Consider the following 21,951-nt stretch of genomic DNA (forward strand, 5'->3'; position numbering starts at 1 on the left):
GCCATCTACACTCGGTTTTCCTTCCGTGCCTTTTTCACCGCGAATGGAAAGACCGTTTTGTCCATTTGTCCCGTTCAAGCCGATAGAACCGTCTTTACCGTTAATAACAACAGAACTTCCATCTTTACCGTTTACGCCGATAGTACCATCTTTCCCCTTTTCCCCGGCTTTCCCGAATGTTAAGTTATCTGCCAGTGTATACGTGATTATCTTGGTATGCGTCGTATCATCTTTAGTAATGCCTACGGTCAAGCTGTTATTTTCGGATACGGCTTTAAATTCCACCGTTTCCGGATTTTTGTTATCTAAACCTACCGTTTCTGCCGTATTTCCGGCTTTCACTTTAAATCCGGATGACAATGTCTTCGTTATGTTATTTATATTCATCGTATTGGCAGTAACGTTCGTATTCGTAGCAAAAAGTTGACTGCCGTTTACTGCGTCTGTCGAAGTCTTCGACAATGCTCCCGCTTTCACATTGGTGATGGTCGTACCTTCCGCACCGCCCCCCAACGTAATTTGTTTCTTTTGTTCGTCATCGTAAGTGACCGCTACCTTTTTATGAGCCGCCAAATCACTTGCGACTTGCTCCGTGGCAGTTTTTACTGCTTTCACTTGTCCTACTGTAGCGGCACTGGTGTCTGTCTTGCTTTCTTTGACGTTCGTAATTTCCTGACCGCCCATAATGAGTCCGTCTTTGGTCAGGCTGACATTCTTTGTAGAATCCGTATTATTACCAATGGTCAAGCCGTCCTGATTGAGCGTACTCGTCCGTCCGTCTTTGGTAAAAGTAGCACTTTCCAAACCGGTGAGATTTTTGACTAATTTTACATTAAGCTTTCCATCTTTAACCACTACACCGATGTTCTTATCGGTCAACTTGGATTCTTCTGTGACGCCACCGGAAATAGTAATGGTTTCATTCAATTTCTTCACAATAGCAGTTCCGCTGTCGCCGGCAAATTTCAGTCCGTCATCCAACGTAGCTACGGAGTGCGGATTCTGTCCATTCGGATCGGTAATGACAATGCGTTTAATGGTTGTCGTACCGTCTACACCCGGTTTTCCTTCGTCACCTTTTTCACCGCGAATGGACAGACCATTAGCTCCATCTTTACCGTTCAAGCCGATAGAACCGTCTTTACCGTTAATGGTGACAGCACTTCCGTCTTTACCGTTTACGCCGATAGTACCGTCTCTACCGTCTTTACCGTTTTTGCCGAATGTTAAGTTATCTGCTAATTTATACGTGATCGTCTTAGTATGCGTCTTGTCATTTTTAGTAATGCCTACAGTAAAGCTGTTATTTTCAGATACGGCTTTAAATTCCACCGTTTCCGGATTCTGGTTATCTAACCCTACCGTTTCTTCCGTTTCGCCGGCTTTCACTTTAAATCCGGATGACAATGTCTTCGTTATATTGCTTATATTCGTCGTATTGGCAGTAACGTTCGTATTCGTAGCAAAAAGTTGACTGCCGTTTACTGCGTCTGTCGAAGTCTTCGACAATGCTCCCGCTTTCACATGGGTGATGGTCGTACCTTCCGTACCGCTGCCCAACGTAATTTGTTTCTTTTGTTCGTCATCGTAAGTGACAGCTACCTTTTTATGAGCCGCCAAATCTTTGCTTATCTGATCGGCCTTGGTATTTGCCGTATTCGCCGTATCTTGTGCCGTTTTGATTTCATTCTTTTTTAATTCATCCGCTTTTGCCTGTATAGCTTTATTCACTTGCGCAACATTCACCGCATCGGTATCCGCTTTACCTGCAGCGACACCATGAATTTGATGACTGCCCATACTGAGTCCGTCTTTTGTCAAAGCGACAGCACTATTCCCCGAGCCGATGGTCAAGCCGTCCTGATTGAGCGTACTCGTCCGTCCGTCTTTGGTAAACGTAGCACTTTCCAAACTCTGCAAATTATGATTCAAATTAATTTTGGCTTCAATCGTATCAAAGCCACTATTCGTAACCCTTCCCAGGTCTACATTAATATTACTGTCGTTATCTCCTCCTCGTATTTTTAAAGAAATTTTTCCTTTTTGACTGGCTTTTGTTCCTGCCGACACCCACGGTCCGTGTGCGCCGGTATTTCCATCGATATTAAAGCCGATATTACCTTCTACCTTGTTATCGACATTCTGCAACTGTCCCAGATTAACAGCATCCGTAGCTTGTGTCCCGTTGGCAAGGCCGGTGATTTTCTGTCCGCCCATAGCCAAACCGCCATTGGTTAAGGAAATAGCGTTATTTCCCGTACCGATAGTCAGCCCTTTATCATTGATAACAGAAGTCGTTGTCACGCCTTTTTCCGTCTTGGTAAACGTGGCGCTTTCCAAATTTTTCAAATTCTTCGCCAGTTGCACTTTAGCGATATAATATTGATTTTTATTGTTTTCGGTATTTGTCTTCGATTTCCCGTATACGCCGATATTTCCATCAACTGTTTCCGCTTCATTTTGAATACCGCCTTGTATGCCGAAAGAAAGGGTATTATTTTTATCTTTACCTCTGCCGACAGATACCCACGGTCTTCCGCCCCAGTCCGGTTCGAAATTGAATCCGAGTTCATCTTTCACCATGTTAAATACGCGCTTCAACTGTGCCACATTGACGGCATCTGTATCTTCGCTACCGCCGGCTACATTGGTAATTTGACGAGTATACTTGGCACTGCCGATGGACAAGGCGCCTATATTCGATTTATTCGCAAGTATACCGCCGATTCCCTGCCGTGCGGCATTATCATCGGCAAATACACGTTCATTATCAAAATCATACGCACGCTGTCCGCCGGCTCTTGTGCCCGACGAGAAAGCGCCTAAAGCAATAGCGCCTTGCGCCTCCTTATCTACGCGGCTTTCTTTGCCGATAGCGACAGCATTGTCCGCCAAACTTTGCGCTTTGTACCCGAAAGCAATGGCATCCTTCCCCTTTGCGCCGTCATTCAAATAGTTGGTTTCCTTAAGAAATCCCTGTTCCTTCTCTGTCAGCGCTTTCTTTAAGCTGTCTTTCAGTTTATCCTTCTTCCACTCATTCAGTTTGTTAATAACGGCATTCGTATCATTTGTATCCAATTCAGGGTAGGCTTTTTTCAACTCTTGAATAATAACTTCGGCAGACTTTCCTTTTAATCCGGAAGCGTCAATCCCCGTCTTATTTGCGGTGTTTTTTTCCAACTTATCAACTACCACATTTATTCGATCTAAGAACGTCTTATCAATTTTTTGATGTTTTCCTTTTATTTGTAATTCGATCTGTTTAATGCGGTAGTTGATATATTTCCGATAATTCAGCTCTTTCTTCTGCAGCGGTATAACTTTGGTTACATCCCCATTCGTTTTATCTACCGCCAAGTAGCTGAACGGGTTAAGGTCGGAATCGTCCGCCAAATTATTGGAGAACCGTTCTTCCAAACTGCGAAGCTGCGATACATTGACGGCATCCGTATCGCGATACCCGCTGGCGACATTGGAAATACGCCGTTCACTGCCGATTGATCCGACCGAAACCACACCCACCTGCGTGGAAGACGGGAAGGTAATGGCATTGCGCGGTGCCCAGCCGTCTTGCGTCAAATCTTTTTCGGTGTAATCCGTCTTACTGCCTACACCGATAGCAATAGAATTTGCCAAGTCGGCCTCGGCATCCACGCCTAAGGCCATAGATTGAGACGCCGTCGCCGACGCATTCGCCCCGATGGCGGCAGACTGCTCGGCAGTAGCCGCAGTATTTACGCCCATGGCCGTCGAACTCAGTCCCAATGCGGTAGAATTTACGCCGATAGCCAGGGAATTTTTAGCGGCGGCAATCCCGGAACGTCCCAAAACCAATGAATTATCCCCTTTGGCATAGGCCATTTCTCCCAGCGCCAGCGCATTATCCCCGGCAGCCCAAGATAAAGAGCCGACAGCGACCGCACCGGTCCCGGTCGCCCACACATTGCGGCCGACACTGACGGCATTTTTCCCCTTCTCTTTCAGCATATATTCATATGACGTGTTAAAATTAGGAACGGTGTGCTCCGGATTGGCCCAAGATATATTACCCTTTTCATCTTTTTTTACTACATTCTTAACACGAATGATATGCGAGGCATCATTATATGTAGCTATTTTCGGATTGACCTTTTCCAACGCGGCTTCCGGATCATTCTTAGAGCTTTGCATAATGGTCTGTATATCTTGGGTGTGGTTTTTCGTAATCCTATATTGCAGCAGCGCATCCAACTTCGTTGCAGCGTCTTTATTCAGCTCGGCACTGGCTACTGCCTGATGTCCGACAGCCACAGCCCCGGAACCGACCGCTTTGGAGTTATACCCGTAAGAAACCGAACCTTGATCCCCGGAATAGGTATGATTGCCGACAGAAATCCCGTTGGTTTGTAATACGCGCGATTCTTCCCCCATGGATAACCCGCCGGCAGCTCCTTCACTGACATACGCCCGCGTACCGATCGCCGTGGAACGTGCCCCCATGGCCATGGCCAATACACCTACCGCCGTAGATCCGGAACCCGGCGCTATCGCTCTGGCACCGATGGCAATCGCCGCCGTGCCGCCGGCATACGTAGGAGAATAAATTGAAGCCGCACCGGTATAGGCTTTGTTAAAGGCGTTCTGTCCATAATCATCCTTATTGTTCGGATCAAGATAATCCTTAAAAATATGATAAGGTTCATCTTTAGCCCAAACCTTTTTATAAACCGACTCGATAACCGGCCTGGGCAGCGCATCCATATATTCACTTCCCAAATACGTGTCATCCGAACCGAAGGCAATAGAGCCTTTCCCCAATGCCCATGTATCATTACCGACAGCAGTCGCTTGATCAAACGCAACCGCGTTATTACCGATAGCAGTTGATTGAGTATTAATACTTACGGCATGATATCCCACTGCAGTAGCGCCCTTACCTGAAGAATACGTCCTTGCACCCAAGGCGGTTCCTAGCCATTCTTCCGTTTGTGCCATATATCCCAACGAAGTCGTTTCTGTTCCTACACTTTTTGAAAAATAGCCGATACTGGTTGCGCCCGCACCAAAATTCCTGAATTGCCGGCCTAACGCGGTTCTATATTTATACTCATTAGCCACCGGAATACCGTCATGAGTCTTCTTATTGTCTGAATAGTCGGTGTCCCCTGTAGCAAGTCCGAAACGCATTTGCATATTTTTAGAATCTTTTAGATAGCCCACGCCAATAGATCCTAAATATTCCTCCGGCTTCTCATCGGCACCGGGCCATTTCATGGCAAACCCATTATTCCCTACAGTCGTTTGATCGACGGCTATCACATACTCCGCCCGAACCGGCATTGTCGGCAAGACGGCGCCTGCGCCGCACAAAGCCATGACCGCCAAGACGGCCGCTTTACGGCCGAGAAGTCCCGTCGGGGACGCACTTTTCCCGTCTCGCTTGGTAAGTTCCGAAACAACTACATAGCAATGTTTTACTTTACTCCAAATGACTTTGTAAATTTTATTCATTATTTTCGTTCCTTCCTCCGACAACGTTATAAACCGTATACAGGCGCTGTCTCCCGCTGTCGAGCGCGTAAACTTTCTCGAAAGTATATTTATTCACTCCCCCGTATTTTACCGCCGACCTTCCGGAGACGCTTCTTCTTCTTCTTCTTCTTCTTCTTCTTCTTCTTCTTCGCAGGCTGTACGTGCATTGAAACCTGCAAAAGTAACATAAATTTTCACATTAATTATAGGATATTTTTTCTCTTGTTTCAAGTGCCAACTACATTCCGCTTAATAATAATAAGAAATAGGTATCATTCCTTTTTTTATACGACAAAAAAGAGTTCCCCGTCTGCGTCCGCTTCTCCCGGCGGCAGGTCCGCCGGAAAGCGTACGCACAACAGCGTGGAACTCTTTACAGTCTATGAAAAAGAAAAACTACTTATATCGTGTCGGCCGCCCGAATGATAGCGGTAAACGAAGCGGCTTGCAGGGAAGCACCGCCAATCAGACCGCCGTCAATGTCCGCCGCTGCCAGCAAGGCGGCGGCATTGTCGGCCTTCATACTGCCGCCGTAGAGGATCGGCACGGTCGCCGCTATGTCCGAGTTATACAACGCGGCCAATTGGCGACGCAAAAAGGCGCAGGTCGCCTGTGCCTGTGCAACCGTTGCCGTTTGTCCCGTACCGATGGCCCAAATCGGTTCATACGCCACAATCACGCGGGACGCATCCGCCATGCGCACCTTTGCCAACGCCATCCGCAATTGGGTGCCCAAAAGATCGTCCGTTCGGCCGGCCTGTCGCTGTTGTGCCGTTTCGCCGCAGCAAATAATCGGAGTCAGTCCGTGTTGCAAGGCGGCGGCCACTTTTTGTTGCACCGTCCGATCCGTTTCCCCGTTATATTCCCGTCGTTCGGAGTGACCGATCAGGACATGGGTCACGCCTATATCGACCAACATGGCCGGCGATACTTCCCCCGTAAACGCCCCGTGTTCTTCCCAGTGCATCGTCTGAGCCGCAATGTGCAGCGGCGTATGCGCCGTAAGAGAAACGGCCTGCGCCAAATAGGGAAACGGCGGCGCAATGATAAGCGTAGCCTTTGTTTCGGGCAAGGTTTGCACCAGTTCGGTCAACACGGTTTGTACGGCCGCGCCGGTATGATTCATTTTCCAATTTCCTGCCAATATTTTTTTTCTCATGGCCCCTCTCCTTTCGATTACGCGTCTTGTAAGGCCGCAATACCGGGCAGGTCTTTCCCTTCCAAGTACGCCAGCGAAGCGCCGCCGCCCGTAGAAATATGCGTAATGTGTTCGGCCACACCGCATTGATTGACGGCCGCCACCGAATCGCCGCCGCCCACAATGGAAACGGCCTCCGAAGCGGCAACGGCGCGAGCAACGGCCGTTGTGCCGTGTGAAAAATGTGACAGTTCAAAGACGCCCATCGGACCGTTCCACACGATGAGTTTCATGCCTTGCAAGCGTGCGGCAAAGGTCTTGCAGGTCTGCGGACCGATGTCCAAAATCATGTGCCGCGACGGCACCCGTTGCACGGACACTACGTCATACGCGGCCGTATTGTCCACCGCCTCGGCAACGACGACGTCCGTCGGCAGCAACACCTGCACGCCGGCTTGTTCGGCCCGGTGCAATAAAGAGGCGGCAAAGGGGATCTTGTCGATTTCCACCAACGAAGTGCCGATTTCCAGGCCTTGCGCGGCCAAAAAGGTATTCGCCATACCGCCGCCGATCATGAGCACTTCCACTTTTTGTAATAAATTCGCCAAGACGCCGATTTTGTCGGATACTTTGGCGCCGCCGATAATGGCGGCAAAGGGATGTGCCGGCTGCGTAACGGCGCCGCCGATAAATTGAATTTCTTTCGCCAACAGCAAGCCGGCCGCCATGGGCAAAAACGCCGTAATGCCGGCTACGGAAGCATGGGCGCGGTGGCAGCAGCCGAACGCGTCATTCACGCCCACTTCGGCCAAGGAAGCCAAGGCGCGGGAAAATTGCGGATCGTTCGCTTCTTCTTCTTTATGAAACCGCAAATTTTCCAACAGCAGTATTTCCCCGCCTTGTAAGCGGTGCGCCATGGCTTCCGTAGCCGCGCCGATGCAGTCGGGCGCCATTTGCACCGGTTTTCCCAAGAGCTGCGACAGGCGGACGGCAACGGGTTGCAGCGAGTATTTCGCCTGTACTTCGCCTTTCGGTCGTCCTAAATGACTGGCCAAGATCACCGCGCCGCCCTGTGCCAATACATAGCGTATGGTCGGCAATGTTTTTTGAATACGCGTATCGTCCGTAATGTTGCCGTTCGCATCCAGGGGAACGTTAAAATCGGCACGAATAAAAACCCGTTTATCGGCTAATGTCAAATCGCGAATTGTTTTTTTCATGAAAGCCTCCTGCCATTTTTATAGGATATATTATGCCAAGCCTTTAGCGGCAATAAATTGAATCAAGTCGATCATCCGGCGGGCATATCCCCATTCATTATCATACCAGGCAACCACTTTGACCAGCCCTTCTTCCATGACCATATTTAAGGGCAGATCAATCGTCACCGTATGTTCGTTGCCGCGATAATCTACGGAAACCAGTTCGTCTTCATTGGTGTCAATAATGCCGGCATACTTTCCGGCCGCCGCCCCGACAAAGGCGGCATTTAATTCCGCAAGCGTAATGTCTTTCTTCCGTAATTCCGCCACCAGGTCGATAATGGACACATCCGGGGTCGGCACGCGCACGGCATGGCATTTCAATTTGCCGGCAAATTGCGGCAAGACTTTGGTAATCGCTTCGGCGGCCCCGGTCGTGGTGGGAATAATGGACATGCCGGCCGCCCGCGCCCGGCGTAAATCGCGATGAGATACGTCCAAAATTTTCTGATCCGTCGTATACGAGTGCACGGACGTGGTCATGCCGCGTTGTACGCCGAACGTTTCATCCAGCACATGCAAGATGGCGGCCAAGCCGCAAGTCGTGCAGGAAGCGCCGGCAATGACGTGATGCTTGGCCGGATCGTACGTATCTTCATTGGCCCCCAAGACGAGGGTGACGTCGTCAATGGTGGACGGGGACGTAATGATGACTTTTTTGACCGTACCGCCCAACGGCAGTCGCGCCTGTGAAGACGGGGCGACTCTGCCGGCGTATTGTCCGGACGCTTCCAGGACGATTTCCGCGCCCAATCCCGACCAGTCCACCTGCTTGCAATCTTTTTCCTGAAACAGCGGATAGGCTTTGCCGTCGACCAGTATATGTCTTTCATCATAGGTCACGCGCGGCGGAAAAATACCGTAAATACTGTCATATTTCAACAAATGCGCCATTTGTTTGGGCGATCCCACATCATTGATTGCCACAATTTCTATCGTGTCCGCATACGACTGTGCCAATTTAAACACACTGCGACCGATACGGCCGAAGCCGTTAATTCCGATTTTTACCATCTTCTACATCCTTTCCTTCCGGTATTTATATCATACGTATCGCCGCCCCCGCAGCTCCCGCGCTGCGGCGACGACCTGCGCAACAGGTTGTACACGTATATATCGTTTCGGCGGCATACGACCGACGGCGACTGCCGTGCGTATCCGCTTTGCTGCCGCTTTCCCGACCGTATCAGGCCAAGCCTTTTGCGGCAATATAGGCGGCCAAATCATTGACTCGCAGCGAGTAGCCCCATTCGTTATCGTACCAGGCCACGACTTTCACCATCGTCCGATCCGCCACATCCGTTTCCAAGGCGGCTACAATCGCGCTGTGAGGGTCGCTGATATAATCCGAAGAAACCGTCGGATCGGCAGTATAGGCCAGAATCCCCCGTAACGGGCCGTCCGCCCATTTTTTCAACGCCCGATTGACTTCTTCAATCGTCACGGGGCGGGCAACAATGGCCGCCAAATCGGTCATCGACACATTCGGGGTCGGTACGCGCAAGGCCATGCCGCTGAATTTCCCCGCCAATTCCGGCAATACGGCGGCCACCGCTTTGGCCGCTCCGGTGGAAGTGGGAATAATGGACTGCGTGGCGCAACGGGCACGCCGTAAATCTTTGTGTACGCCGTCGACTAATTGCTGATCGTTCGTGTAGGAATGAACGGTCGTCATCATGCCCCGCACAATGCCGAATTCCCGCGATAATACTTTGGCTACCGGCGCCAAACAATTGGTCGTGCAGGAAGCATTGGAAAGGATCTGATCATGCGCCGGGTCATACGTTTCTTCATTGACCCCCATGACGATCGTTTTGTCTACCCCTTTTCCGGGAGCCGTAATAATGACTTTTTTAGCGCCGCCCTGCAAATGTTTGCCGGCCGTTTCCCGGTCCCGAAATTTGCCGGTCGATTCTACGACAATATCCACTTGATTGTCCCGCCACGGAATCGCCGCCGGATCTGTATGGTTGGTAACGGGAATATAGCGTCCGTCAATGACCAGCGCCTGTTTATCCGTATCAAAGGAAACGTCGTGATCCCACGTACCGTGTACGGTATCGAATTTTAATAAATCCGCCATAATCGGTCCTACCGAGCGATTATTGACGGCGGCAATTTCCACTTCCGCATGTGCCAACGAAGTCCGAAAGGTACATCTGCCGATACGACCGAAGCCGCTAATGCCGATTTTTACTGCCATTATACATCCTCCTCACAGCGCACATAATTATACGCCTATGTATTCATAATTCCACTATAAAATATACACGTATAATCCGCTCTTGTAAACGATTCTATAAAAATCTCCTCCAAAAATACAGCCGTTTGCAGGTAAAAAAAGCCCTCTGTCCGAGGAACAGAGGGCCGGAAAAAGCGTGCTTATTTATTTTCAATTAAGGTTACAAAGACAATACTGTCGGCGGCGGCAACGGCCTGAATGTAATTTTGCCCGTTGAATTTCAGCATTTTTCCGGGGACGACTTCATAATTTTCTTTGCCGTTAATGCACACGTTCATTTGTCCTTTGACTACGGTAAAGAGAACGGTGTCCCCCGGATGATGATGGCGGGGAATTACGTCGCCTCGTTGCAAAACTTTTTTTACCACTTTAAACGACGACTCATTAAATACCAACCCCGTTTTTTCTCCTATAACGGCATGCGCGGCGGTCGTTGCCCGCGCCGTCGCATCGACCGTCGGTGTGGCGGCCCACGCACTGCCGACGACCGGTGCTGAAATGGTCGCCGTAACGGCTAAAACGGAAAGAACTTTTTTTAAATTCATGCTGCATTTCCTCCTTATATAATAATCATTATCATAATAATGATATCATGCGCCGCCCTTTTCCGTCAATACACGACAACCGGCGCACCGCCGATAAAAAAATGAACCGGACCGCCCTGTCCGGTTCATCGCTTTGTCCGGTGCACGACCGCCGTGTTATCGGCGACCGTCTTGCCGCTTTTTCACCCGTTTTTTATTCTTCCGTCACATCTTGCCAATAATGAGCCGCCTGCAGCGCTTTCGCTTCCGCCTCCGGAAAAATATCGCCGATGACGTCACTTAAATCAACCTTGCGTACACCGTCAATCTGCACGGCTATATACGGCTTTTTTAAGTCCGTTTCTCCCAGTTCTTCCCGCAATTCATTGCTTTCTTTTTGCCAAATATTATCAAACCGATGTTGCCGCGGATCATAAATAAATTCGCACCGCGTACTCGTATATAACTGTAACCCGTCCATGGTCTTTATTTTGCTTTCTCCCAAACGGGCACCGCGCCGAATATCAATAGCCAGTACCCGATACGGCAATGGCGGCAGTACTTGGTCTTGTAACGCCGTAACGGCTTGCAGCAGATCGGCAACCGGGGCCGTTTCGTCCTCCGTCAACCGCTTGCCGTCCAAGTAGTAGACGCCGTTTTCACAGGTCAGGACATGATGTCCCAATGAAGATTCTATGCTGTATCCGTCCTGTACGGTTATTTTAAAATATTCTTTTTGTAACGGTGTTAAATCCATGATATAATCTCCCTCCACGCGCGTGTCCGCATTTTTAATAATTTATCTCAATTATTGTTTTCAGTATAGCATATTTACCTTGCCGACGCACGTGAAAAACGGATTATTTATTTTTTATCAGGTCCCGGCGCGCCGGAATTCCGTAGGCGCCCGTCGCACAGCGGACCGCCCGCCGCACGGCACAGGTCACCGCATAAGAAGCGAGGATTCCCATTTCATCTACGGAGGCCGGCACCTTGCCGACCGAAGCGGCGTATATTGAATCGCCGTCGGCTGTCGTATTCACCGGCGAAACGGCTCGCACCAGACCGTTGGACGCCATGGCGGCGACTTTTTTCATTTGTGTTTTCGTGCCGCCGCCATTGGTGATCACCGCACCGATGGTAGTATTTTCTACCGTGCCCGTAAAAATGGTCGACACGGCTTCCATGTGTTCCCATACATACTGTTGTGTCGAAGCCAACGCGCCGCCGTCCGGCGTTCGCAATCCGGCCAACACGGTATTTTTCTCCGACAAGACATCGCCCAAGGCGTTGACAACCATGACGGCTCCCACTTGCAGCGCGCCGGATTGCACTGCAAACATGCCCAGTCCCGCTTTCATCATGCGTGAAACGCCGGCAATTTTTCCGACGGAAGCCCCCGTACCCGCTCCGTAATTGCCTTCTTGCGGAGCGTTTTCTTCACTATGCCGACACGCGGCATAGCCCATGGCCGCATCCGGATAGACAATGTCGCCGCAGGGTAAATCAAAAATGCAGGAGCCCACTACCAACGGAACGGGGCCGCAGCGTGTCGCAAACCCCACCCCCTGTTCTTGTAAATACCGCATCACCCCGTCGGCGGCCGCCAACCCGAAAGCGCTGCCGCCGCTGAGCAATACGGCGTGAACGGTTTCCGCCGTCGCCACGGGATCAAGTAATGCCGTTTCCCTGCTTGCCGGAGCACCGCCGCGAATATCAACACTGCACACGGCGCCGTGCGGAAACAGCAGCACGGTACACCCCGTTCCGCCCCGGGTGTTTTCCGCATTGCCGATCCGCACGCCCTGTATTGCTTGTAATGAAATTTCCTGTATCATCGTTGTCCGTCCTTATTTTTTCTTAAAATCTTTCCATAACATACTGGCCTGAATACCCGTATTGTTTTGATATTTACCTTCTTTATACCGGTCATATTCGCCGTCAATGTCATGGTAATAAATTTGGCAAATTTCCACATCCGGATAAATGCGAATGGGCTGCACACAAAAAATTTCCAATGTCCAATATCCGGCAAAGCCTACATCACCGAAACCGGCCGTCACATGAATGAACACGCCCAACCGCCCTACGGAAGAGCGGCCTTCCAGCATGGGAATATAGCCGTCCGTTTTCGTGTACTCGTTCGTTCGTCCTAAATATAAAATATTGGGCTGTAACACATAACCGCTTGCAGGAATATGTATCTTGCGCGTGCTGTTGGGCTTCGCCATATCCAATTCCGTATGTTCATATACTAACAGTTCGTTGTGCAAGGAAAGATTATAGCTGTTCGGATTAATTCGCTTCGGATCAAAAGGTTCTATTTGAATTTCCTTGCCTAAATGTTTGAAAATTTCTTTCCCTGATAAAATCATATGCCCACTCCTTTATCGACGCTCCCGTCCGGCAACGACTGTATATGAACCGCACGTCGAGCCGCGGCGCCACCTTCCGGACAAGACAGATAAAACGTAACCGGCTGTCCCTTGTGCCAAGGATGCCGGGCCGTTTCTTCTTTGCCGAAAAAAAATTCTTCTCCCGTATAAAGGCGCACAAAACCGCCGGTTTCTGCAGGCAACAGACGTGCAATGCTGCCGGTATACAACGGTTCGCCGGCATGTGCCGTCGTACGCCAAAATGAAAACAACGCGGTTTGTAATTCGTCCGGCGTAAGGACGGGAAAGGGACTCTGCCGGACACGTTGCCGCAAGGCCTCTTCCATATGCCAATGTTTTTTCTCCCGCCAATAGACGGTCCATGCCTCATGCCAATATGCGGTTTGCATATCCTGCCGGTTTCGTAAAAGCGTTGCCAATTCCGTTAAAACATGTATTTTAGCCGTTACTTCTCCCGGCGCCAGCATGGCCATACTGCCGTACTGTAAGGCTTTACGGTCGTCTTTTTTCCGGACGGCCGCATACATCAACCCGCGATAAACAATCCAGTGCCGACTGTAGCGCAGCAACGCCTGAAATTCTCTTTCGCTGCGGTCCGTTTGTCCTTGCAATAGATGACAATACGCAATCCGGTAAGAAAACCAAATGTCATTATTGTTATGGCATTCGGGAAACCGCCGCAGCGCTTCTTCACACAAAGCGATACAGCGGTCATATTGTTTTAATTTTACGGCATACTTGGTTTTTAACGCATACCATTTTTCCCGCGGCGATTGCGTGCAGGATAATATGCCTTCGCCGTCGGCATGACAGGCATTCGCCGCCAATAGCTCCGGATCCAACGCCGATATATAGCGATCCCGTTCGGCGTGAGAAAGGTGCGGATCCCCCTGAAAAGTCTGCAACAGATGCCACACGGTCCGTTCATACGGCGTATACGGACTTTGCCGACAATACTGCAGAATCGACCGCACGGCCCGAAAGTATACGTCGCGGTTTCCCGCTTCCCGCCGAAACGGCAAAATATACGCATAATACACGCACCAACCGTATACCCGTCCCAGTCTCTCATCCTGCGGCCACCGCAATAACCCTTCCCGAGCTACGCCATGTCCCGCTTCATACTGCCGCAATTTTTGCAGACTGTACGCATAGGTATAATAGTCTTGTCGTCGCCAATGTCGCCGATCTTGTTTCGCATAGGCGGCAACAATCGCCGTGTAATCCGTCTTGGCATTATCGTTTCGCATCCGCCGGTCTCCGTTCTTCATATATGCCGGGAACCCCGTGTATATCCTTCACCGTAAACCTGCAGGAAGGCTGATTGCAAGCCCAAAATATTCCGTACGGGCCGTTTTTACGCTGTAATGTTCCCTGACATTGCGGGCAAATATATTCTGTATTACGGTCCGGCCGCGACGCCGCCGACGATGCGGCGGCCGTTGTCGTATACCGACAGGACGGATAAGCGCTGCAACCGTAAAAAGCACCGAACTTTCCATGCCGAAGACGTAAAACGGCACCGCACACGGGGCATTTCCGCGCCGCCGAGGCCGTACCGACGCCGGCAGATGCCAACAGTCGCTGTAAAAACGCAATTTGATCGGCTAAAAAAGTAGCAAGCTTTTCTTTCCCCAAACTGATTTGATGTAGCCGTTCTTCCCAAATAGCCGTTTCATCCGGATAGGACAACGCCTCCGGCAAAGAATCAATCAATACATACGCTTGGGGGCCGGGTACTAAATACCCCTTTTTGCCTTCTTCCAACAAAAATTTTCGCTCCATCAATTCTTTGATAATCGTGGCCCGAGTCGCTTCCGTCCCGATTCCCTGTACATCTTTTAATGTTTTTTTCAAACTTTCGTCTTTTACATATTTATAAATTTCTTTCATTGCCGCCAATAATCCGGCAGCCGTAAAGCGAGCCGGCGGTTTGGTCGCTTTTTCTTCCATGCGACCGTCCGTATATACAACGTTGTCGCCTTTACGAACCTGCGGCAACGGTTGTTTTTCCGATTCGTCCGCTTTTTTTTCGCTTTCATACAGGATTTTCCATCCCGGTACGGTAACCGTCTTGCCATGTGCCACAAATAGTTCCTCGGCACAACGAATGACCAAGCGGGTTTGCTCATATTCATGAGGCGGATAAAATTGCGCCACATAGGCCTGCGCAATTAAATAGTATATCCGTTGCTGTATGGGGGTTAAGGTTTCCGCGCGGCATCGTACGGTAGTAGGAATAATAGCATGATGTGCCGTAATTTTGCTGTCATTCCAGGCCCGACTGCAAAGGGAGGCATCGGCATTTGCCGCCCACTGCCCTAAGGAACCGCCGTGCCAAGCTTGCAAATCGGCTAAAATTTTATGCCGATCGCCGAACTGATTACGCGGCAAATACGCGCAATCCGACCGCGGATAGGTGGTCAATTTCCGTTCATATAATTGTTGTGCCGTTTCCAATACTTCTTGCGGCTTATAGCCATACCGTTTACCGGCCGCTACTTGTAAGGCGGAAAGAGATAAGGGCAGGCACGGCATTTCTTTTTTCTTCGTTTTCTTCCGCTCTTCAATTACCCCGTGCGGCTGTTCCTGCAATTTCCGCATCACGGCCTGCACACTCGCAGCCGACAAACACCGCCCTTCCGCATCTACGCCCGCCTGCGTATCCCGCGGTTTCCATTGTGCCGAAATAGGGCCGTTTTTATGCGTAAAAACCGCTTTTAAAATAACATAATGAACGGGCGTGAAATTTTCCAATTCCCGTTGTCGCCGTACTACCAGGGCCAAGGTAGGCGTTTTGACCCGTCCGATAGGAAAGGTGACTTTACCGTGTCCCTGCGCCCGCGCCGCCAACGTATAGGCCCGGGACAGATTCATTCCGATTAACCAATCGGCACGACTGCGCGCCAAAGCGGAGTCCTTTAAATGACAAAACGTTTTATTATTTTTTAAATTGCGCAACGCTTCATGAATACTCTTTTCATCCAGCGCATTCAATAAAATCCGTTCTACCGGCTTAGTATTACCGACAAACTCCAAAATTTCATCAATTAACAATTGTCCTTCCCGATCCGGGTCGCCGGCATGTACAATAGAATCCGCTTTTTCAATTAGGGCCTTAATCACGGCAAACTGTTCTTTACTTCCCGGACTGACCAGCAATTGCCAGCGGTCGGGAATGATCGGCAAATCTTCTCTGCGCCAATACGCATATTTCGGATTGTACGCCTGCGGTTCGGCTTGCTGCAAAATATGTCCGTAGGCCCATGTTACGGCATCGTCGCCGCATTGAATCCAGCCTTTTTCTCGCCGCATTCTGCCGGGTAAACATTTTGCCAATTCCCGTGCCATGCTCGGTTTTTCCGCAATAAATACTTTCATAGGTTCATCTCTTTCTCCTGTTTCCCCCGCACGGAAGCAAAGGTGCCGGCCGCACGAATAACCCGACAAAAAGCGGGCGGAATTTCCTCCGCTTGTAAGGATTGACCGATAAGACGTCCTAAAATCACACCTTTATTACTATACAACCACGCGAAATAATATACACAAAGGGCCTGATAATTGCGACTGTTTACATGTTGCAGCAGTTTAGGCGGGTAGTCGTGATAATTAATGGCCAATTTGCGACAGGCGCGTTTCAACATATCCGCAGTGGCTCGTCCGTGCCCGCCGGCGGCCGCGTTAATAATCCGGTCCAATTCCCGCCGTTTACCGACTTGCAGCAGGCGCGTCACCAAATCCATTTCAAAACAAATTTCATCTGTAAAATAGACTTGTTTTTCATAACAACGCAACCGTTTGACATCGCCGTCATACAAGGCCGCTACGGGAATATGAAAGGCTTCCAGCAAGGTTTTTATTTTGCCGATAGAGCTTTCCCCGCGCGCATTAATCAGGCAAATGCCATAATAATCGAACGGCACTTGCAAGGTTTTTCCGAAATAACGAAAACACCCGTATTCCGTTTCGCCTTCGACAATGAGAACACTGCGGGAATATAAAGATTCTTTCACTTCCGGAAAGTGCATGAGTAAATGTTTTTCAATTTCTTCATCAAATGAAAATGCGCTGCCGCAGGCGGCCTGTACTTGTTGGGCGTCATTTCTGTAAAACCGGATAATATGACGATAATCGCCCGCCAAAGAGTCCGTCGCATGTGTAACGACAAATAACTGTCCGCGCAGGCCGTCAATATGAAATAATTCATGTAACAACTTACAAAATTTCGGGTCCCGATTTTCCAGCAATTCTTGATAATATTGCAAAATAGAACGCTGCATATACGGATGTAAATGAATTTCCGGTTCGTCAATAGATACCCATAACGGCAACAGGCGCTCACCGTTTTCATTAATAATCAACGAGCGTTCCAAAGGCGCGGCATGACTTTGCATCATTTCATAAATCTGTGTCAACAGTCGTAACGCCACTAAAGATATAAATTTCATATTATCCGCTACGGGGCAATCTTGCCGACGCAAATACCGCGACAAAAGAAAAATATTCACATAATACGAAGTATCCCGATTCCCGACCTGCACTTCGCGGGTGATAAATTCACGAATACAAGGCGTTAAATTTTCCGCCCGTACGTGTAAAACGGTTTCCAGTTTTTCTTCCACCGCCCGATATACCCAGACCGGCGTTTCTCCCGGGTCATGAAATGAAGCATTTTCCAAATATCGTACACAGCGAATGATTTCCGGCGGCACGAGTTCCCCCGAATCCAGGTTATACAAACGCGGCAAAAATTCTTCCACATTTTTTTCCAATCGCAAGGTTACAGTTCGCCGGTCTTCCTGTCGATCAAAGGCGAAACCCTGATCGCCGGGCCGCAACAACACCAACTCCAAGGTTACGACAATAGGACGGGTTACATCGGCATAATCCTGTTCCGGTATGACCTGTCCTTTGCAAATCAGGGACAACAGCCGTAAAAAACTGCTTTTGCCGATCGCATTTTCACCTACCAAATAATTCATGGATTCGTGAAAATGTAAGGTTACATCGCGTAAATTTCGATAGTTCTCAATGTGCATAGACTTAATATACATAAAAATCGCTCCTTTACCCGCCTTTATTTCTGCGTATATTAATTCTAAAAAAGGACGCCGCTTTTCGCGTTACGGGACAGCACTTTTTTTATTATTCCGCCTCGGTCATTTTCATGATTTCCGCATAGGATACTATCGTCACGGAAAGAGGAAGATCCTGCAAAAAAGCGGTCGTAATTTCCCGCGTATCCGCAGTAGTGCGTACACAGCCGATGCCTTTCTTCCCCCAAACGGCCGTAACCACACCGAAGTATTCGCACCCTTCCACAAAACGTGTCACCCACGTCATAGCGGACGGCGCCACTTGAAAATACACCCATTCGGGGCTCAGTGTCGCTGTCATTTTTCCCTCACCCGCCGTCGCATTAACGACTGCGCTTCCAACGGTTGCAGACAGGGAATACCGATGCGTTCCTGCGGATGTCGTGCGGCTTCCACTTCCGTACCGTCCGCCGTCACCAACCGGGGCAACCGCAACCGCACCGTTTCTCCCCGGGGCTGTAAAAATTCCACTTCCTGCCCGACTTTAAAATGATTGCGCTGTTCCACCCAAACCATCTGCCGCGCTGCATCATACTCCTGCACCACGCCGATAAATTCATGGGTCTGCGTGTTGCAGGAATGACTGTATACCTGATCCGCCTCGGTCGGTCGGGAAACGGCAAAGCCGCGAGTGTAAGGACGATGCGAAATTTTCTCCAGTTCTTCGATCCATTCCGATCGCACGGAAAAATGTTCCGGATCCGCTACATACGCATCCATGGCCTGCCGATACACTTTCACTACCGTCGCCACATAATGAATACTCTTCATGCGACCTTCGATTTTTAAACTGTGCAATCCGGCTTGATACATATCCGGCAAATAGGGCAACATGCAAAGATCTTTGGAGTTAAAAATATACGTTCCCCGTTCATCTTCGACGACCGGGAAATATTCACCGGGGCGAGTTTCTTCCACAATATTATACTTAAAGCGACAGCATTGCACGCATTGACCGCGGTTGGAGTCTCTGTTTTGTGTAAAATAATTGCTTAACAGACAGCGCCCGGAATACGAAATACACATGGCGCCATGTACAAACCCTTCCAATTCCACCGGTACCCGATCATGAATTTCTTTAATGTCCGACAACCCGACTTCACGAGCCATAACCACGCGACTTGCGCCCTGTTCATACCAAAATTTGACGGCCGCCCAATTCGTCGTATTGGCTTGGGTGGAAATGTGAATCGGTAAATCGGGAACCGTTTCCCGGGCCATGCCGAAAATTCCCGGATCCGCCACTAATACGGCATCTGCATGAAAGTCCCGCAATTGCCGCAAGTACGCCGGCAGTCCGGGTAAATCACGGTGATGAGGAAAAATATTCACTGTCACATATACTCGTTTTCCCCGTTCATGCGCATAGGCAATCGCCGCTTCCATTTCTTCCGGAGAAAAATTATCACTGAATGCGCGTAAGCCGAACGACTTACCGCCTAAATACACGGCATCGGCGCCATACAGCAAAGCCGCTTTCAGCTTGTCCATATTACCTGCCGGTGCCAATAATTCCATTGGTTGCATGCTTTATCCTTTCCAACGCGAAACGGTCAGGCCGTCACCGTTTTCAAAAAAAACGGTTTCAAAATGCCTGCGATCGCCAATATAATCTAAAAAAGCGCGGAGCCGCATAATCGCGGTTCTGTGCTTATGCGGCAAGGTGCCTTCTCTGTACAGCATATCATGGTACCGAATATTATCCGCCAGAATCAGCGCGCCGGGACGTAATTGCGGCAACAACAATTGTAATTGTCGGCCATATTGTCCTTTCGGTCCGTCTAAAAAAACTAAATCCCACGGCCCTTGCAAATTGCCGAGCAAGGCCGTCGCATCGCCGCAATGAACGTGTATTTGTGTCGCATACGGAGAGCGTGCTATATAGGCACGTGCCGCGGCTGCCCGTGCGGCATCCGCTTCAATGGTGATCAACTCGGCATGCGGCGGGGCTTGCGCAATAATTTGCAACGCCGAATAGCCGATGGCCGTACCGACCTCCAAAATACGTTGCGGTTTCTGTTGCGCCGCCAGACGTTGCACTAACGGCAATTCCGCCGCGCGCAATAACGGCAATCCTTGTGTACGTCCATACGCCTCCATTTCCGCCAACAAGGTTTTCATCGTAAATACTCCTGTACATTTTTTTGATGCGCCGCGTACGTGGCGGCAAAATGATTATGCCCCCGTGTATCGGCCACAAAATAGATATTCGCCGTAGGCTGCGCCTGCAGTACCGCATCCAGGCAGGGCAAACCGGCATTCCCGATCGCCCCCGGCGGCAAACCGGCAAACACATACGTATTATACGGGGAGGCATACTGTGTATCCGTAATGTCGTAGGTACTTTTATGGTTCCCCATAGCATACGAAATGCTGGCATCGGACTGCAATTTCATACCGATCCGCAAGCGCTGCCTGAATGCTGCGGCAATAGGTTGTCGATCCGCTTGAAATTTCGCTTCCCGTTCCACTAACGAAGCCAAGGTGACCCATTCCGTCACAGTCATATGCGCGGCCTGCAACCGTTGTCGCCGTGCCGGCGTCAACTTGCGATTAAAGTTATCCAACATGATGCGCACCGCTTCGTCCGCATTCGCCGTATACGGCAAAGCGTACGTATCGGGAAATAAAAAGCCTTCCGCCTTAAAGACCACCGGACGTGAAGTACGCATATACGGATACAATAATGAATCGTTATTGGCCGCCTGCAAAAACGCCTGTTCCGAAATCCGTCCGTGCGAAGCCACCGCCCGGGCAATCCGACGTACTGTATACCCTTCAGGAATGACCACCTCATACGCATCCGATGTACCGCAGGTTAATTTACGTACCAGCGCATACATGCTCATTTGCGAATGCAATGCATATTCCCCCGCTTTTATTTGTTTCCCGTACCCGGTGACACTTAAAAAAAAGCGAAATAACCCCGGACTTTGGATAAACCCTTGTCGCTGTAAGGCCTGTGCAGTTGCCGCACCCGTTTGGGAAGGCACGACCCGAAAATACCCGCGTTTCGGCACCGCCCAAAAACAGGGAAGAAAATACAGCGCGCTGCCGAGTATACTCAGCACGATAAGACACACGATGCCCGCATAAATGCCGTGTATCCTGTTTCCATGAAATTGTCCGCTTCTGAAAAACGCTTTCTTATCCATGTGCCTATTATACATGATTGTCCCTTACTTGCCAACTTATGAGCCGCCCATAGGCAGCAATGCGGAACCGACACAACGTGTTCACCCTAAATCCGAAAATACGATGCGGACAATACGTCCCCATAAAAAAAAGTCGCTCCCGAAAGAACGACTTTACCATGCCCCGCAACGGCACATAAACCGTACGCGCTTACCCGAAGCGACAAAGGCAACATACGCCCCGCCGCTTACTTCCCCGCATTTACGGCAATCCTTTTTTTACTTGTTCCGCCCGTTCCGGTGATACGGGAATTTTCAGTACTTGCCCGGGATGAATTTGTGCATTTCCCGGCAAATCGTTTACGGTCATAATATCACACATCACTTGCCGAACATCGGTATGACTATCCGCCGCCAGATTGGCATAATCCCATATGGTATCTCCCTCCCGTACATATACCGTCACATAAGACGTATTGTGCGGATGTGAAGCCCATCCTAATTGCATACCGGCAAAAGCAATACACGCCGCGATAAAGATTCCGGTAAAAAATCGCCGCCATATATACGTTATTGACGCAGTAGGAAGAGAAGAAGGATTGCGTTTTATCGTTTTTTTCATAGGAATTCACCACTCCTTTAACAAAA

General features: G+C 49.7%; 18 protein-coding genes. All 18 read right to left on the reverse strand.

The features are described from left to right. The coding region (locus HMPREF1039_RS05015) for an ESPR-type extended signal peptide-containing protein (RefSeq protein WP_007391402.1) at nucleotides 1–5,490 on the reverse strand (5,490 nt) is incomplete at its 3' end. A 421-nt stretch (nucleotides 5,491–5,911) separates the two neighbouring features. Then, complete coding sequence (gene tpiA / locus HMPREF1039_RS05020; RefSeq protein WP_007391360.1) at nucleotides 5,912–6,670, reverse strand: triose-phosphate isomerase; 759 nt, start codon at nucleotides 6,668–6,670, stop codon at nucleotides 5,912–5,914. A gap of 17 nt (nucleotides 6,671–6,687) precedes the next feature. Further along, nucleotides 6,688–7,869, reverse strand: coding sequence for a phosphoglycerate kinase (locus HMPREF1039_RS05025; protein WP_007391374.1), 1,182 nt, complete (start codon nucleotides 7,867–7,869; stop codon nucleotides 6,688–6,690). Nucleotides 7,870–7,899: 30 nt separating this feature from the next. Then, nucleotides 7,900–8,925 (reverse strand): type I glyceraldehyde-3-phosphate dehydrogenase, encoded by a 1,026-nt coding sequence (locus tag HMPREF1039_RS05030; protein WP_007391383.1) that lies wholly within the window; start codon nucleotides 8,923–8,925, stop codon nucleotides 7,900–7,902. 30 nt (nucleotides 8,926–8,955) lie between these two features. Further along, the gene (locus HMPREF1039_RS08000; protein WP_141557577.1) at nucleotides 8,956–9,138 is read right to left on the reverse strand and encodes a hypothetical protein; all 183 of its coding nucleotides are present in this window, start codon (nucleotides 9,136–9,138) and stop codon (nucleotides 8,956–8,958) included. Next, complete coding sequence (gene gap / locus HMPREF1039_RS05035) at nucleotides 9,098–10,114, reverse strand: type I glyceraldehyde-3-phosphate dehydrogenase (protein ID WP_007391332.1); 1,017 nt, start codon at nucleotides 10,112–10,114, stop codon at nucleotides 9,098–9,100. Before gap ends, HMPREF1039_RS08000 begins: the two co-directional genes overlap by 41 nt. A gap of 179 nt (nucleotides 10,115–10,293) precedes the next feature. Further along, entirely contained in the window at nucleotides 10,294–10,698 is a 405-nt protein-coding gene (locus tag HMPREF1039_RS05040) for a cupin domain-containing protein (RefSeq protein ID WP_007391357.1), read from the reverse strand. Between the two features lie 193 nt (nucleotides 10,699–10,891). Continuing rightward, a complete protein-coding gene (locus tag HMPREF1039_RS05045) occupies nucleotides 10,892–11,434 on the reverse strand; it encodes a hypothetical protein (RefSeq protein WP_007391370.1) in 543 nt (180 codons plus the stop codon). A gap of 103 nt (nucleotides 11,435–11,537) precedes the next feature. Then, a complete protein-coding gene (locus tag HMPREF1039_RS05050; protein WP_007391366.1) occupies nucleotides 11,538–12,515 on the reverse strand; it encodes a P1 family peptidase in 978 nt (325 codons plus the stop codon). Between the two features lie 12 nt (nucleotides 12,516–12,527). Beyond that, the gene (gene dcd, locus HMPREF1039_RS05055; RefSeq protein ID WP_007391358.1) at nucleotides 12,528–13,052 is read right to left on the reverse strand and encodes a dCTP deaminase; all 525 of its coding nucleotides are present in this window, start codon (nucleotides 13,050–13,052) and stop codon (nucleotides 12,528–12,530) included. Continuing rightward, complete coding sequence (locus tag HMPREF1039_RS05060; RefSeq protein ID WP_007391342.1) at nucleotides 13,049–14,323, reverse strand: tetratricopeptide repeat protein; 1,275 nt, start codon at nucleotides 14,321–14,323, stop codon at nucleotides 13,049–13,051. The genes dcd and HMPREF1039_RS05060 overlap by 4 nt, the downstream gene beginning before the upstream one ends. After that, entirely contained in the window at nucleotides 14,310–16,454 is a 2,145-nt protein-coding gene (locus HMPREF1039_RS05065) for a DNA topoisomerase 3 (RefSeq protein ID WP_007391353.1), read from the reverse strand. The genes HMPREF1039_RS05060 and HMPREF1039_RS05065 overlap by 14 nt, the downstream gene beginning before the upstream one ends. Further along, nucleotides 16,451–18,127: an ATP-dependent nuclease gene (locus HMPREF1039_RS05070; protein WP_007391397.1), complete on the reverse strand. Its 1,677-nt coding sequence runs from the start codon at nucleotides 18,125–18,127 to the stop codon at nucleotides 16,451–16,453. Before HMPREF1039_RS05070 ends, HMPREF1039_RS05065 begins: the two co-directional genes overlap by 4 nt. Nucleotides 18,128–18,218: 91 nt before the next feature. Further along, on the reverse strand, nucleotides 18,219–18,470 hold the full coding sequence (locus HMPREF1039_RS05075) for a DUF4911 domain-containing protein (RefSeq protein ID WP_007391399.1): 252 nt from the start codon (nucleotides 18,468–18,470) through the stop codon (nucleotides 18,219–18,221). Next, nucleotides 18,467–19,687, reverse strand: coding sequence for a peptidase U32 family protein (locus HMPREF1039_RS05080; protein ID WP_007391331.1), 1,221 nt, complete (start codon nucleotides 19,685–19,687; stop codon nucleotides 18,467–18,469). The genes HMPREF1039_RS05075 and HMPREF1039_RS05080 overlap by 4 nt, the downstream gene beginning before the upstream one ends. Before the next feature lie 12 nt (nucleotides 19,688–19,699). Then, nucleotides 19,700–20,290, reverse strand: a complete 591-nt coding sequence (locus HMPREF1039_RS05085; RefSeq protein WP_007391388.1) for an O-methyltransferase — start codon at nucleotides 20,288–20,290, stop codon at nucleotides 19,700–19,702. Further along, on the reverse strand, nucleotides 20,287–21,324 hold the full coding sequence (mltG, locus tag HMPREF1039_RS05090; RefSeq protein ID WP_007391350.1) for an endolytic transglycosylase MltG: 1,038 nt from the start codon (nucleotides 21,322–21,324) through the stop codon (nucleotides 20,287–20,289). The genes HMPREF1039_RS05085 and mltG overlap by 4 nt, the downstream gene beginning before the upstream one ends. Before the next feature lie 241 nt (nucleotides 21,325–21,565). Then, entirely contained in the window at nucleotides 21,566–21,925 is a 360-nt protein-coding gene (locus HMPREF1039_RS05095) for a LysM peptidoglycan-binding domain-containing protein (protein WP_007391330.1), read from the reverse strand. Nucleotides 21,926–21,951: the final 26 nt, after the last annotated feature.

The sequence above is a fragment of the Megasphaera lornae genome, from assembly GCF_000214495.1.
Taxonomy (GTDB): domain Bacteria; phylum Bacillota; class Negativicutes; order Veillonellales; family Megasphaeraceae; genus Megasphaera; species Megasphaera lornae.